Consider the following 14,184-nt stretch of genomic DNA (forward strand, 5'->3'; position numbering starts at 1 on the left):
CGCCTGCCCTCCGCACTTTCCGCCCAAAAACAAAAATGCCAGTCAGATTAACTGACTGGCATTTTCTATAACCCCTTTTGCGCCTCTGCGAATCCAATATTGAATTCTAGAGGGCGCGACGCAGGATCACTCCCACTCAATGGTCGCCGGCGGCTTGCTCGACACGTCGTAGGTAACGCGCGAAATGCCTTCGATTTCATTGATGATGCGGCCGGAGACGGTTTCCAGCAGTTCGTAAGGCAGGTGTGCCCAACGTGCGGTCATGAAGTCGATGGTTTCCACGGCACGAAGGGCCACGACCCAGGCGTAACGACGGCCATCGCCGACCACGCCAACCGATTTCACTGGCTGGAACACCACGAAAGCCTGGCTGACCTTGTGGTACCAGTCGGCCTTGCGCAGTTCTTCGATGAAGATGTGGTCGGCACGACGCAGCAGGTCGGCGTATTCCTTCTTCACTTCACCGAGGATGCGTACGCCCAGGCCCGGGCCCGGGAACGGGTGACGGTAGACCATGTCGTACGGCAGGCCCAGTTCCAGACCCAGACGACGGACTTCGTCCTTGAACAGTTCGCGCAGTGGCTCGACCAGTTTCAGGTTCATCTCTTCCGGCAGGCCGCCCACGTTGTGGTGCGACTTGATCACGTGGGCCTTGCCGCTTTTCGCGCCAGCCGACTCGATCACGTCCGGGTAGATGGTGCCCTGCGCCAGGTACTTGATGTTGTCCAGCTTGCAGGATTCGGCATCGAACACGTCGATGAAGGTACGGCCGATGATCTTGCGCTTCTTCTCCGGATCGGCTTCGCCGGCCAGGTTGTTCAGGAACTGGTCTTCAGCGTTGGCGCGGATCACCTTGACGCCCATGTTTTCGGCGAACATGGCCATAACCTGCTCACCTTCGTGCAGGCGCAGCAGGCCGTTGTCGACGAAGACGCAGGTCAACTGGTCGCCGATGGCTTTGTGCAGCAGCGCCGCAACCACCGAGGAGTCAACGCCGCCGGACAGACCCAGCAGCACGTTGTCGGTGCCGACTTGCGCGCGGATGTTGGCGATGGCGTCTTCAGCGATCTTCGACGGCGTCCACAGGGCTTCACAGCCGCAGATGTCCAGTACGAAGCGCGACAGGATGCGGCCGCCCTGCTTGGTGTGGGTCACTTCCGGATGGAACTGCACGCCGTAGTAAGCGCGCTCGTCGTTGAACATGCCAGCGATCGGGCAGCTCGGGGTGCTGGCCAGGATGTGGAAGTCTTCCGGCATCTTGGTGACCTTGTCACCGTGGCTCATCCATACGTCGAGGCCGAACAGGCCGTCGGCGTCGATGTGGTCTTCGATGCCGTCGAGCAGGCGGCTCTTGCCGACCACGTCAACGCGGGCGTAACCGAACTCACGCAGTTCGGAACCTTCAACCTTGCCGCCCAGTTGCTCGGCCATGGTCTGCATGCCGTAGCAGATACCGAAGACCGGCACGCCCAGGTCAAACACCGCCTGCGGGCAGCGCGGGCTGTTGGCTTCGTGTACGGACTCGGGGCCGCCGGCGAGGATGACGCCTTTAGGCGCGAATTCGCGGATCGCATCTTCGTCCATGTCGAACGGGTGCAGCTCGCAGTACACGCCGATCTCGCGCACGCGGCGGGCGATCAGTTGGGTGTATTGCGAACCGAAGTCGAGGATCAGGATGCGGTGAGCGTGAATGTCGAGGGCCATGATTCAGTCTCGTCTTAAGTAATTCAGAAACAGTCGTGATTCAGAAACAACTCGGGGCTGAATAAAACAGCCCCGGTTGCTTGATGATTTGCTTGAAGCCTCAACCTACGCGGTAGTTTGGCGCTTCTTTGGTGATCTGCACGTCGTGAACGTGGGATTCGGCCATGCCGGCACCGGTGATCCGCACAAACTCAGGCTTGGTGCGCATTTCTTCGATGTTGGCGCTGCCGGTGTAACCCATCGAGGAACGCAGACCGCCCATCAACTGGTGGATGATCGCCGTCAGAGTACCTTTGTACGGCACGCGGCCTTCGATCCCTTCTGGAACGAGCTTCTCGGCGCCTGCCGAGGAGTCCTGGAAGTAACGGTCGGAAGAACCTTGCGCCTGGGACATGGCGCCCAGCGAACCCATGCCGCGATAAGCCTTGTACGAACGGCCCTGGAACAGTTCGATCTCGCCCGGGGCTTCTTCAGTACCGGCAAACATCGAACCCATCATCACGCAGGACGCACCAGCGACGATGGCCTTGGACAGGTCACCGGAGAAACGGATGCCGCCGTCGGCGATCAACGGCACGCCAGTACCTTCAAGGGCAGCGGCGACATTGGCGATGGCACTGATTTGCGGCACGCCGACACCGGCGACGATACGGGTGGTGCAGATCGAGCCAGGGCCGATACCGACCTTGACCGCATCGGCGCCCGCTTCGGCCAAGGCCTTGGCAGCGGCGCCGGTGGCGATGTTGCCGCCGATCACCTGCACTTCAGGGAAATTCTCTTTGACCCAGCGTACGCGGTCGATCACGCCCTTGGAGTGACCGTGCGCGGTGTCGACTACCACCACGTCCACACCGGCGTTGACCAGCGCAGCAACGCGGTCACCGGTATCTTTACCGGTACCGACGGCAGCGCCCACGCGCAGACGACCTTGATCGTCCTTGCTGGCCAGCGGGTAAGCCTTGGCTTTTTCGATGTCTTTGACGGTCATCATGCCTTTGAGGGCAAACTTGTCGTCGACGATCAGGACTTTTTCCAGGCGGTGCTTGTGCAGCAGCTCGCGGACTTCGTTCTTGTCAGCGCCTTCACGCACGGTGACCAGACGCTCTTTAGGCGTCATCACTTCGCGGACGGTGGCTTCCAGACGGGTTTCGAAGCGTACGTCACGGGACGTGACGATGCCGACCAGGTCGCCATCGTGCAGCACCGGAACGCCGGAAATGTTGTGCAGACGGGTCAGTTCGAACAGGTCACGCACCGTGGCATCAGCCTCGATGGTGATCGGATCTTTCACGACGCCGGCTTCGAACTTCTTGACCTTGCGCACTTCGGCAGCTTGCTGCTCGATGGTCATGTTCTTGTGGATGATACCGATACCACCTTCCTGAGCCATGGCGATTGCCAGACGGGCTTCAGTGACGGTGTCCATGGCGGCAGAAACCAGAGGAATATTCAGCTCGATGCCACGGGTAAGGCGGGTCTTGAGACTGACTTCGTTAGGAAGCACCTCGGAATAACCGGGCACTAGGAGAATGTCGTCGAATGTCAGAGCTTCTTGGCTGATACGCAGCATCGCGGGGGCTCCCGAGCGGGAAAATGGAAGCGCGCCATTATAGTCAGACACCCCCTGCTGTTCAATGTAAAACTCAGCTTAATATCAATGTTGCTGATATACGGAGACCCCCGCCGCTACAGCTCCACCTTGACCCAAGAGACAGGTTGATCGAGCCAATCGGCGAACTCATCGATAAAGCTCTGCTTGAACCCCGCTTCCAGCCAGTTGTTGAAGATGAACCCCAGGTTGGAAAACGCGCATTCCTGCAAGTACAGAAAGCCGTTGATGTCGTCTTCATGCCCGCATTCCGGGCAGGTGAAGTTGTCGGTGCGGCCTGGAAACCAGTCTTCGAGGCTTTCGAACAGCGCTTCGCCGACTTCGCGGCGGCATTCGGCGCAACCGGCCTCCTCGAGAAAGCCTTTGGCCGGCGTGTAGATGCAGCGTTTGACGATGATCTCCAGACCATTGATCGGCTCGCCAAAAGGCAATGCCTCGGGGTGCAGCACCACCGCACGTGCGCCGTCGGCAATCGCGTACGCCATGCGGTTGCCGGTGCGACCGCAGGTGCTCAGCTCTTCCTTGACAATATTCTTGCGTACCAGCCAGCGCAGAATCGCCCGGGCCCGGGGTTCGTGAACCGGCAGGGTGGAGATTTTCGGGACGATGATGCTTTGCGAATTCATGGAAAGTCCTGCGGTATGGCTTCTGACGCCTTCGCGGGCAAGCCCGCTCCCACAGGGTTCTCTGTCGATCACAAATCCTCTGTGCGCTCGAGAAACCTGTGGGAGCGGGCTTGCCCGCGAAGGGGCCCTAAAGGCCGGCAGCTTAATCCCTGAAAAAATCCGGTCAAGTACCGAAATAGCGCCCGATCAACGCAATACCGCTGGCCAGCACCAGCCAGGTCACCAATCGTACAAACGCTTCACGCGACAAACGCATGGTCAAGCGCCGCCCGATCCACAGGCCCAGCGCCATGGCCGGCAACAGACAGACCGCCAACATCAACAAGGGTAGTTCGGCATACACCCCGGCGAGGGCAAACAGGCTCAAACGCACCACAGTGCTGCAACTGATCAGCGCACTTTGCGTGGCCCGCGCTGCGTCCTTGGGCAGGCGGCTGTTGAGATAGATCGCATATAGAAAGCCGCCACTGCCAAACAGCGCACCAAACAGGCCGCCTACCGTGCCCATCGGCAACGCCCATGCGGCGGACAACTGCGTCGGCCGGGTTTTCACCCACAGGCTGTAAACCGCATAAGTGCTGATGAACAACCCCATCAACAGCAACAACAGATCGGATTTGAGGTTGAGCAGGAAAATCACCCCCAACGTACACCCCACCGCCATGCACGGCAGCAGCCGCAACAATTCGGGCTTGGCCACGTCCCGGCGCGAGGGCAGCAGATTGCCGAACGCCGCGACAAAATCCAGCAGCACCAGCAGCGGCACGATTTTCGACAACGGCATGAACAGAATCAGAATCGGCCCCGCGACCAGCGCCGTACCGAACCCGGCAATCCCGAACACGATATAGGCCAGCGCGATCCCCAAACCGATCACCACCCAGCCGTCTGCGCCCCATGTCCATTCGCTCAACAACCCAACCACACTCATTGATCCACTTCCTTTATAAGCCTGAGATGACTTTAGCCAGCGCCAAGTCTTGCGACTAATATGATCAAAGTCGCTCACCCATCTCGAAAAGGCATACCTGGTGCTTTCAACCCGTCAACTGCGCTACTTCGTGGAAATCGCCGACTGTGGCAGCTTCAGTGCAGCGGCTGAACGCTTGTTCGTTGCGCAATCGGCGCTGAGCCGGCAAATCAAGGACATGGAAAGCCGCCTGCAAACGCCGCTGTTCGAACGCACCGCGCGTCAGCCAAGACTCACCGCGGCGGGCGAGGCGTTTCTGCCACGGGCGAGAAATCTGCTCAATGAGCTGAGCAAAGCCAGCGCAATGGCAACCGAAGTCGGCAACGGGCAAGTGGGCACTGTGCGCCTGAGTCATTCCAGCACGGTGTCGATCAGCGGACATTTATTACGTCGGATCAGCACTTATCTCGATCAGCAGAATGGCGTGTCGCTGGACATCGGCAAGCTGTCCTCCGAGGCGCAGCTTGAGGAACTCGCTGAAGGACGTCTGGACATTGGTTTGTTGCGCTTGCCGGTGTTGCGTCAGCGTGAGGGCATTCACATGCTGCCTTTATTCACCGAACGCCTGCTATTGGCGGTACCGAATGAACATCGATTGACTGACTCACCCGCTGTTGAACTGGCGCAACTGAAAGACGAGCCGTTTATCTCGATCCCGCATCCGCAACGTGGCGGACTCAGTTATCTATGCGCCGACCTGTGCATGCGTCAGGGCTTTTTTCCCAAAGCGGCGCGGGTGATGTCACGCAAGACGACGCAGTTGCAGTTGATTCAGGCTGGATTCGGCGTCGCCCTGCTGCCCGAATCGATGCAGGACATTGCTCCAGTTGGCGTACGATTTCTGCCGCTGAGCGATCCCGATTGCCAGACCACCGTCGCCCTCGCCTATCGCCAGAACCCTGCGCCGCTGGTCCAACACTTCATCCAGACCTTCACAAATCCCCTGTAGGAGCTGACGAGTGAAACGAGGCTGCGATCTTTTGATCTTGCCCTCCAAAAAAGATCAAAAGATCGTAGCCTTCGGCAGCTCCTACAGGGATTCGTGTATTGCGTCGGAAATTAGCTTTAAACTGCGGCCCATGATTAAAGATCCCTTTGCAAGACTTGGCCTGGACCGTGAAGTCCTGACCGTCAGCCAGCTCAACGGCCGCGCGCGGGTGTTGCTCGAAGACGTGTTCAGCAACATCTGGGTCGAAGGCGAAATCTCCAACCTCGCCCGCCCGGCGTCCGGCCACGTGTACTTCACCCTCAAGGACAGCGGTGCGCAGGTGCGTTGCGCGCTGTTTCGCAATAACGCGGCGCGGGTGCGTCAGGCGCTCAAGGACGGCCTGGCCGTGAAGGTGCGCGGCAAGGTCTCGCTGTTCGAAGGCCGTGGCGACTATCAACTGATTCTCGACACCGTGGAGCCGGCCGGTGACGGCGCGCTGCGCCTGGCCTTCGATGCACTCAAGGAAAAGCTCAGCGCCGAAGGCCTGTTCAGTGCCGAACGCAAAGTGCCGCTGCCGGCACATCCGCAACGCATCGGCATCATCAGTTCGCCGACCGGCGCGGTGATTCGCGACATCATCAGCGTATTCCGCCGCCGGGCGCCGCAGGTGCAACTGACGTTGATCCCGACTGCCGTGCAGGGCCGCGAAGCCACCGCGCAAATCGTCCGCGCGCTGAAAATGGCCGATGCCCGTGGTTTCGACGCGCTGATCCTCGCCCGTGGCGGCGGTTCGCTGGAAGACCTCTGGTGCTTCAACGAAGAAGCCGTGGCCCGCGCGGTCGATGCCTGCGTGACGCCGATTGTCAGCGCCGTCGGGCATGAAACCGACGTGTCGATCAGTGACTTCGTGGCCGATGTGCGCGCTCCAACGCCCTCCGCTGCCGCCGAGCTGCTGGCCCCGGATTCGAGTCACCTGATCCGTCAGGTCGAAAGCCTGCACCGGCGTCTGGTGATGCGCATGCGCGACCGTTTGATGCGCGATCGCCTGCGCCTGGAAGGCATGGCCCGTCGCTTGCGTCATCCCGGCGAACGTCTGCGTCAGCAAGCGCAACGCCTGGATGACCTGGACATGCGCATGCGCCGCGCCTTCGAGCGCCAGCTCAATACTCGCCGCGAACGCCTGATCCGTCTGGAAACCCGCCTCGCCGGGCAACATCCGGGACGCCAACTGGCAATGCTGCGCCAGCGCCTCGACAGCCTCGCCGAACGCCTGCCGCGAGCCATGCGCGAAGGTCTGAAAAACCGTCGCCTGCAACTGCACAGTCAGATGCAGACGCTGCACGTGGTCAGTCCGCTGGCGACTCTGGGCCGTGGCTACAGCATTCTGCTGGATGAACGCGGCCACGCGATTCGCAACGCCGCGCAAACCCACACCGGCCAGCGTCTGAAAGCCAGACTGGGCGAAGGCGAACTGCAAGTGCGCGTCGAGGACAATCACCTGACGCCTGTCACCCTCTCTTTACTGGACTGATCCATGCCGCGTTTTTTCGCTCCGTTATTGCTGCTGTGCCTGACCGCCTTCAACGCCCACGCTGACAGCTACATCACCCGCCTGCTGAACAAACCGGTGCCGGGCGGCGTGGCGGTGGTTGATCTGGGCAGCGCCGCGCAGGCGCCGAAAGCCACCTATCAAGGCAAACCGGTGCTGGTGGTGAAAGAACAGAACAACTGGCTGGCGATTGTCGGCGTGCCGCTGACGGTCAAACCCGGCAGCCAGCAGATCAGCAGTGGCGGGCGCAATCTGCCGTTTACGGTCGGCAACAAGAAATACCCGGAACAGCACATCACCCTGAAGAACACTCAGCAGGTCAATCCGAATCCGGCCAACCTCAAGCGCATCGAGGGTGAGCTGGCCGAGCAGATCAAGGCTTACCGCAGTTTCAGCCCGAACACCCCGAGCAACCTGCTGCTGGACAAACCGGTCAACGGGCCGCTCTCGAGCAAGTTCGGCGTGCGCCGCTTCTTCAATGGCGAAGAGCGCAACCCGCATGCGGGCCTCGACTTTGCGGTGCCGGCAGGCACGCCGATCAAGACTCCGGCGGCGGGCAAAGTGATCCTCACCGGCAACTACTTTTTCAACGGCAACACGGTGTTTGTCGATCACGGGCAGGGCTTTATCAGCATGTTCTGCCACATGTCGAAAATCGATGTGAAGGTCGGCGATCAACTGGCCCGTGGCGCCGTGGTTGGCAAGGTCGGCTCGACCGGGCGGGCGACCGGGCCGCACATGCACTGGAACATCAGCCTGAACGATGCGCGGGTGGATCCGGCGATTTTCATTGGTGCATTTCAACCCTGAATTATGTATTGAGGCCAATGGCCTCTTCGCGGGCAAGCCCGCTCCCACAGGTTTCTCGGGTGTACATAATATTCGTGTACGACACGGACACTGTGGGAGCGGGCTTGCCCGCGAATGCGGTCTATCCAATCCGAAAATATTGATGACACCCAACCAACATCAATTGCGCCCCAATCTAACCTCACGCAAACATCAACAAGAAACGCCGACTTACAAGCAATAAAATTCTGCAAAATCCAGTATTTCGAGTATTCCTCTCAATTTTTTTCGACTGCTTGCCATCCTCTCCCCTCGCGGTTAGGGTTGAAGGCATGAAAACCTCTCACACCCTTATTCAGCTTCGCCAGCACCGCAGTCTGTGCCTCGTCAGCGCACGACTGCCGGGCTGAATCGCTGCGCCTCGTCCCAAGCGTTTTCCCGAACATTCGTTCCACCGGCAGGCCGCCTCTTTTCGGCCCAGACAATAAGGAATTTCCCGATGAGCATGCTCAAAGACCCGTCTTCGAAATACCGCGCGTTTCCCGTCATCAATTTGCCGGATCGCACCTGGCCGTCGAAAACCATCGACGCCGCGCCGATCTGGTGCAGCTCCGACCTGCGTGACGGCAACCAGTCGTTGATCGAGCCAATGGACGCGGTGAAAAAGCTGCGCTTCTGGAAAACCCTCGTGCAGGTCGGCGTGAAGGAAATCGAAGCCTCGTTCCCGGCCGCTTCGCAGACCGACTTCGACTTCGTGCGTACCCTGATCGAAGAAGGCCACATCCCGGACGACACCACCATTCAGGTGCTGACCCAGGGCCGTGAAGACTTGATCGAGCGCACCTTCGAATCCCTGCGCGGGGCGAAGAAAGCCATCGTTCACCTGTACAACGCCACCTCGCCGTCTTTCCGTCGCATCGTCTTCAATCAGGACAAGGACGGCATCAAGGCCATCGCAGTGAACGCCGCCAAGCTGTTCGTCAAATACGCGGCGATGCAGCCGGACACCGAATGGACCTTCGAATACTCGCCGGAAACCTTTAGCGCCACCGAGCTGGAGTTTGCCAAGGAAGTCTGTGACGCGGTGATCGAGGTCTGGAACCCGACACCTGAGCACAAGATGATTCTCAACCTGCCAGCCACCGTTGAATGCGCGACGCCGAACGTCTACGCCGACCAGATCGAATGGTTCGGCCGCAACATCAACCGTCGTGACAGCGTGATCATCAGCCTGCACACCCACAACGACCGTGGCACCGGCGTCGCCGCCACCGAGCTGGGCCTGATGGCCGGCGCGGATCGCGTCGAAGGCTGCCTGTTCGGCAACGGCGAGCGCACCGGTAACGTCGACCTCGTTACTGTCGCACTGAACATGTACACCCAGGGCGTTGACCCTGAGCTGGACTTCTCCGACATCGACGGCGTGCGCAAAGTCGTCGAAGAGTGCAACCAGATTCAGGTGCACCCGCGTCACCCGTACGTCGGCGACCTGGTCCACACCGCATTCTCCGGCTCGCACCAGGACGCGATCCGCAAGGGCTTCGCCCAGCAGAAACCGGATACCCTGTGGGAAGTTCCGTACCTGCCGATCGACCCGGCCGACATCGGTCGCAGCTACGAAGCGGTGATCCGCGTCAACAGCCAGTCGGGCAAGGGCGGCATCGCCTACTTGCTGGAGCAGGAATACGGCATCAGCCTGCCACGTCGCATGCAGATCGAGTTCAGCCAGGTGGTGCAGCGTGAAACCGACCGCCTCGGCCTGGAGATGACCGCCAAGCAGATCCACTCGCTGTTGATCAGCGAATACCTGCAAGCCAACACGCCTTACGCGCTGGTCAGCCATCGCCTGCAGGAAGAAAACGGCAACAGCGCCGTCGAAGTGGAAGTGGCGAGCAAGGGTCAGGGCGAAACCAACCTGCACTGGCGCGGCAAGGGCAACGGTGCGCTGGAAGCTCTGGTGGCCGGTCTGCCAATCCCGGTGGAAATCATGGACTACAACGAACACGCGATCGGCGCGGGCACCAACGCCAAGGCAGCGGCTTACATCGAGCTGCGTGTGAACGGTGAACGTGCGGTGCACGGCGTGGGTATCGATGAAAACATCACCACCGCCAGCTTCAAGGCGCTGTTCAGTGCCCTGAACCGCTCGCTGAGCCAGCCTGAGGCGAAAGCAGCTTAAGCCTTTGCTGACATGCAAAAGGCCCCGGAGTGTGAACGCCGGGGCCTTTTTTTGCCTGAAGCTTTTTTACTGACTTTTATGGTCCCTTCGCGAGCAGGCTCGCTCCCACATTTGGAATGCATTTCCCTGTGGGAGCGAGCCTGCTCGCGAAGGCGTCCTGACAGGCGCTGCGAGTATCAAGTGAACTCGAAGGTATCCGCATCCAGATTCGCCGGAAAGCGCTCGCGATACGCCGCCAGTGGCGCCGCTTCCAGCACCGCTTTGAACACGCCGTCTGCCTCCCCCGCAGCCAGCAAGGTCTCGCCCTGGAAATCCAGCACCTGACTGTCGCCGGTATAGGCAAAGCCCTTGCCGTCGGTGCCGATCCGGTTCACCGCCGCCACGTAGCACAGGTTTTCAATCGCCCGCGCCGGCAGCAAGCGGTTCCAGTGCAGACGCCGTGCGCCCGGCCAATTGGCAGTGTACAGCAGCAGATCGGTGTCCTGCGCATCGCGACTCCACACCGGGAAACGCAGGTCGTAGCAAATCAGCGGCCGAATCCGCCAGCCCTTGAGTTCGAACTGCACCTGACGCTCGCCGGGCGTGTAGTGATTGTGCTCACCCGCCATACGGAACAGGTGGCGCTTGTCGTAATGCCAGACTTCACCGTCCGGGCGTGCCCACAGCAGGCGATTGCGATGGCTGCCGTCCGCCGCCTGAATGATCACGCTGCCGGTAATCACTGCATTGAGCTTCGCGGCCTGCGCCTTCATCCATTTGCGGGTCGGGCCATGCTCGGCTTCGGCGAGGGTTTCCGAAGCCATGGAGAAACCGGTGGTGAACATCTCCGGCAGGATGATCAAATCCGCGCCTCGGGCCTGCTCCAGCAGCACGTCGAAGTGCTCAAGGTTGGCCTGACGGTCATGCCAGGCGAGGCTGGTCTGGATCAGCGCCAGATTGAGATCGGGCAACGCACTCAGATCACGCATAGTTTTGCCGCTGCCTCGCGCAGCGTCTCCTCGCGTTTGGCAAAGCACAGGCGCACCAGACGCTGGCCCTGCGGTGGATTCTGATAGAACACCGACACCGGAATGCTCGCCACGCCATGTTCGCGGGTCATCCAGATCGCCATGTCGACGTCGTTCAAATCAGGGCGAATCTGCGAGTAGTCGACCAGCTGGAAATACGTGCCGGTAACGCGGGTGAAGGTGAAGCGCGACGGCGCCAGCAAATCGCAGAACAGGTCGCGTTTGGCCTGATAGAAACCCGGCAGCTCTTCGACGTGTTCCGGGTGCTCGGCCATGTAATCGGCCAAGGCGTATTGCAGCGGCGTCACGCCGCAGAAACTGACGTACTGGTGCACCTTGCGCAGCTCGGCGGTCAGCGCCGGGGGCGCAACCACGTGGCCGGTTTTCCAGCCGGTGACGTGGTAGGTCTTGCCGAACGAACTGACCACAAACGCACGCTGATACAGCTCTTCGTGGGCCAACACGCTGACATGCGGCACGCCGTCGAACACCAGGTGTTCGTAGACTTCATCGCTGATCAGGTAGATGTCGCGCCCACGGATCAACGCTGCCAGTTGATCCAGTTCGGCACGGCTGATCAGCGCTCCGCTCGGGTTGTGCGGGGTATTGATGACGATCATTTTCGTGCGCGGGCTGAGGGCCGCAGCGAGCTTGTCGAAATCGATGGAAAAGTCGGCCGGGTTCAGTTGCACATGCACGCAGCGACCACCCGCCAACTGCGTCGCCGGTTCGTAGCTGTCGTAGCACGGGTCGAACACGATGACTTCGTCGCCGCTGTGGATAACCGCCTGAATCGCACAGAAGATCGCCTGGGTTGCGCCCGGCGTGACGGTCACTTCGCTGTCGGCATCGACTTTCACGCCGTAACTGCGCGCGATCTTCGCCGCGATCTGCTCGCGCAGCGCCGGCAGGCCGGTCATCGGTGAATACTGGTTGTGGCCGCTGGCGATATGCCGACCGACCGCGTCACGCAGGGATTGCGGGCCGTCGAAGTCAGGGAAACCCTGGGACAGGTTGATCGCTCCGGTCTGCGCCGCGAGCTGAGACATCTGCGTGAAAATAGTGATGCCGACGTTCGGCAACTTACTGGTGATCATCGAGGGGTTCCCTGCTCTACACCCGGCTCTGACGGCGGCGCGGGAGAGCCCGAGAATAGCCCATCCGGCGCCCATAAAAAAAGGGCGCTCAACTGAGCACCCTCTTTATCGCCGGACCTGTAGGAGCAGCCGCAGGCTGCGATCTTTTGATCTTGCCTTCAAAGCAAAGCCAAAAGATCGCAGGCTTCGCCAGCGCCTACAGAAGCGGTTGAGCATTCCCACGAAATTGTGGGAACAATCAAATTGATCACTTCTTGTCGCGACGTTTCTTGCTGGCTTTCTTGTTGTGCGACATCAAGCGGCGCTTCTTGTTGACCTGGCGGTCGGTCAGCGTGTTCTTGTTGCCTTCGTACGGGTTCTCGCCGCCCTTGAACTCGATGCGGATCGGCGTACCGACCAGCTTCAGCACTCGGCGGTAAGTGTTTTCCAGATAGCGCACATACGACTTCGGCACTTTCTCGATCTGGTTACCGTGGATCACGATGATCGGCGGGTTCGCACCACCCAGGTGAGCGTAACGCAGCTTGATCCGGCGGCTGTTGACCATCGGCGGCTGATGCTCGCTGACCGCGTCTTCGAGAATCTGCGTGAGGCGGCTGGTCGGCCAGCGGGTCACCGCGGACTTGAACGAGTTCTGCACCGAGGCGTAGAGGTTGCCCACGCCTGTACCGTGCAATGCCGAAATGAAGTGGATGTCGGCGAAGTCGACGAAGAACAGACGACGTTGCAGCTCGACCTTGACGAAGTCGCGCTCGCTCGGGGTCATGCCGTCCCATTTGTTGATCGCGATCACCAGCGCACGACCGGCTTCAAGGGCAAAGCCCAGCAGGTTGAGGTCGTGATCGACCACACCTTCGCGGGCGTCCATCACGAAGATCACCACGTTGGCGTCTTTGATCGCCTGCAGGGTTTTGACCACGGAGAATTTTTCGACTTCTTCGTGGATCTTGCCGCGCTTGCGCACACCGGCGGTGTCGATCAGCGTGTACTTCTCGTCGTTACGCTCGAACGGGATGTAGATACTGTCGCGGGTAGTGCCGGGCTGGTCGTAGACGATGACCCGGTCTTCACCGAGCATGCGGTTGACCAGCGTCGACTTGCCGACGTTCGGACGGCCGATGATGGCGATCTTGATCCCGTCTTTTTCGCTCGGGCCAGGAATGCGCTTGGCTTCCTCGCCTTCGGCGACGATCTCTTCTTCTTCGCCTTCCTGCGGCTCGTCTTCATCACGCGGGAAATCGCTCAGTGCCGCTTCCAGCAGTTGAGTGATACCACGGCCATGAGCACCGGCGATCGGGATCGCGTGGCCCATGCCCAGTGGGGCGAATTCAGCGCGGGCCATTTCCGGGTCGATGTTGTCGACCTTGTTGGCGACCACGTGGGAACGCTTGTTACGCTTGCGCAAGTGTTCGGCGATCATCTGGTCGGCGGCGGTAAAACCGGCCTTGGCATCTACCAGGAACAGCACAACATCCGCTTCTTCAATGGCCAGCAGCGACTGCTCGGCCATTTTTTCGTCCATACCATGTTCGTCACCGGAGATACCGCCGGTGTCGATCAGAATGTAGGAACGCCCTTGCCACTTGGCCTCACCGTACTGGCGATCACGGGTCAGACCGGACAAGTCGCCGACGATGGCGTCGCGAGTCCTGGTCAGGCGGTTGAACAAGGTGGATTTGCCGACGTTCGGTCGGCCCACCAGGGCGATTACGGGAACCATGCGGCT

General features: G+C 60.3%; 11 protein-coding genes. 4 read left to right on the forward strand and 7 right to left on the reverse strand.

The annotated features are described in order from the left end of the window. Positions 1-126 precede the first annotated feature (126 nt). The 4 genes from guaA to HXW87_RS26585 all read right to left on the reverse strand — a co-directional run bounded on the left by guaA (position 127) and on the right by HXW87_RS26585 (position 4,870). Positions 127-1,704, reverse strand: coding sequence for a glutamine-hydrolyzing GMP synthase (gene guaA, locus HXW87_RS26570; protein ID WP_108590389.1), 1,578 nt, complete (start codon positions 1,702-1,704; stop codon positions 127-129). Positions 1,705-1,804: 100 nt separating this feature from the next. Beyond that, positions 1,805-3,274 carry an IMP dehydrogenase gene (gene guaB, locus HXW87_RS26575; protein ID WP_041071849.1) on the reverse strand — a complete coding sequence of 490 codons (1,470 nt, stop codon included), beginning with the start codon at positions 3,272-3,274 and terminating at the stop codon, positions 1,805-1,807. A gap of 116 nt (positions 3,275-3,390) precedes the next feature. Continuing rightward, the gene (locus tag HXW87_RS26580; RefSeq protein ID WP_041071848.1) at positions 3,391-3,939 is read right to left on the reverse strand and encodes a hypothetical protein; all 549 of its coding nucleotides are present in this window, start codon (positions 3,937-3,939) and stop codon (positions 3,391-3,393) included. Between the two features lie 163 nt (positions 3,940-4,102). Beyond that, the gene (locus tag HXW87_RS26585; RefSeq protein ID WP_239778050.1) at positions 4,103-4,870 is read right to left on the reverse strand and encodes a sulfite exporter TauE/SafE family protein; all 768 of its coding nucleotides are present in this window, start codon (positions 4,868-4,870) and stop codon (positions 4,103-4,105) included. 100 nt (positions 4,871-4,970) lie between these two features. On the opposite strand from HXW87_RS26585, the gene HXW87_RS26590 reads away from it, so the two are divergent. The 4 genes from HXW87_RS26590 (at position 4,971) to leuA (ending at position 10,354) form a co-directional block, all read left to right on the forward strand. Next, entirely contained in the window at positions 4,971-5,858 is an 888-nt protein-coding gene (locus HXW87_RS26590) for a LysR family transcriptional regulator (protein ID WP_239778052.1), read from the forward strand. Between the two features lie 130 nt (positions 5,859-5,988). Continuing rightward, a complete protein-coding gene (gene xseA, locus HXW87_RS26595) occupies positions 5,989-7,368 on the forward strand; it encodes an exodeoxyribonuclease VII large subunit (RefSeq protein ID WP_041071842.1) in 1,380 nt (459 codons plus the stop codon). A 3-nt stretch (positions 7,369-7,371) separates the two neighbouring features. Beyond that, positions 7,372-8,196 (forward strand): peptidoglycan DD-metalloendopeptidase family protein, encoded by an 825-nt coding sequence (locus HXW87_RS26600; RefSeq protein ID WP_121187051.1) that lies wholly within the window; start codon positions 7,372-7,374, stop codon positions 8,194-8,196. Between the two features lie 478 nt (positions 8,197-8,674). Continuing rightward, complete coding sequence (leuA, locus tag HXW87_RS26605) at positions 8,675-10,354, forward strand: 2-isopropylmalate synthase (RefSeq protein WP_027612129.1); 1,680 nt, start codon at positions 8,675-8,677, stop codon at positions 10,352-10,354. A 176-nt stretch (positions 10,355-10,530) separates the two neighbouring features. Here leuA and HXW87_RS26610 read toward each other — a convergent pair whose 3' ends face one another. The 3 genes from HXW87_RS26610 to der all read right to left on the reverse strand — a co-directional run bounded on the left by HXW87_RS26610 (position 10,531) and on the right by der (position 14,178). Continuing rightward, positions 10,531-11,322: an amidohydrolase gene (locus HXW87_RS26610; protein WP_047296332.1), complete on the reverse strand. Its 792-nt coding sequence runs from the start codon at positions 11,320-11,322 to the stop codon at positions 10,531-10,533. After that, the gene (locus HXW87_RS26615; protein ID WP_239778053.1) at positions 11,310-12,458 is read right to left on the reverse strand and encodes a pyridoxal phosphate-dependent aminotransferase; all 1,149 of its coding nucleotides are present in this window, start codon (positions 12,456-12,458) and stop codon (positions 11,310-11,312) included. The genes HXW87_RS26610 and HXW87_RS26615 overlap by 13 nt, the downstream gene beginning before the upstream one ends. A 247-nt stretch (positions 12,459-12,705) precedes the next feature. After that, entirely contained in the window at positions 12,706-14,178 is a 1,473-nt protein-coding gene (gene der, locus HXW87_RS26620) for a ribosome biogenesis GTPase Der (protein ID WP_041071834.1), read from the reverse strand. Positions 14,179-14,184 lie beyond the last annotated feature (6 nt).

Source organism: Pseudomonas sp. Y5-11 (genome assembly GCF_022368695.1).
GTDB lineage: Bacteria > Pseudomonadota > Gammaproteobacteria > Pseudomonadales > Pseudomonadaceae > Aquipseudomonas > Aquipseudomonas parakoreensis.

Bases quoted from the DNA above. Each gene is read 5' to 3' on its own strand.
- leuA (WP_027612129.1), top strand. From the start codon at position 8,675: ATGAGCATGCTCAAAGACCCGTCTTCGAAATACCGCGCGTTTCCCGTC.
- HXW87_RS26600 (WP_121187051.1), top strand. From the start codon at position 7,372: ATGCCGCGTTTTTTCGCTCCGTTATTGCTGCTGTGCCTGACCGCCTTC.
- HXW87_RS26615 (WP_239778053.1), bottom strand. From the start codon at position 12,458: ATGATCACCAGTAAGTTGCCGAACGTCGGCATCACTATTTTCACGCAG.
- der (WP_041071834.1), bottom strand. From the start codon at position 14,178: ATGGTTCCCGTAATCGCCCTGGTGGGCCGACCGAACGTCGGCAAATCC.
- HXW87_RS26580 (WP_041071848.1), bottom strand. From the start codon at position 3,939: ATGAATTCGCAAAGCATCATCGTCCCGAAAATCTCCACCCTGCCGGTT.
- guaB (WP_041071849.1), bottom strand. From the start codon at position 3,274: ATGCTGCGTATCAGCCAAGAAGCTCTGACATTCGACGACATTCTCCTA.
- HXW87_RS26585 (WP_239778050.1), bottom strand. From the start codon at position 4,870: ATGAGTGTGGTTGGGTTGTTGAGCGAATGGACATGGGGCGCAGACGGC.
- xseA (WP_041071842.1), top strand. From the start codon at position 5,989: ATGATTAAAGATCCCTTTGCAAGACTTGGCCTGGACCGTGAAGTCCTG.
- HXW87_RS26610 (WP_047296332.1), bottom strand. From the start codon at position 11,322: ATGCGTGATCTGAGTGCGTTGCCCGATCTCAATCTGGCGCTGATCCAG.
- guaA (WP_108590389.1), bottom strand. From the start codon at position 1,704: ATGGCCCTCGACATTCACGCTCACCGCATCCTGATCCTCGACTTCGGT.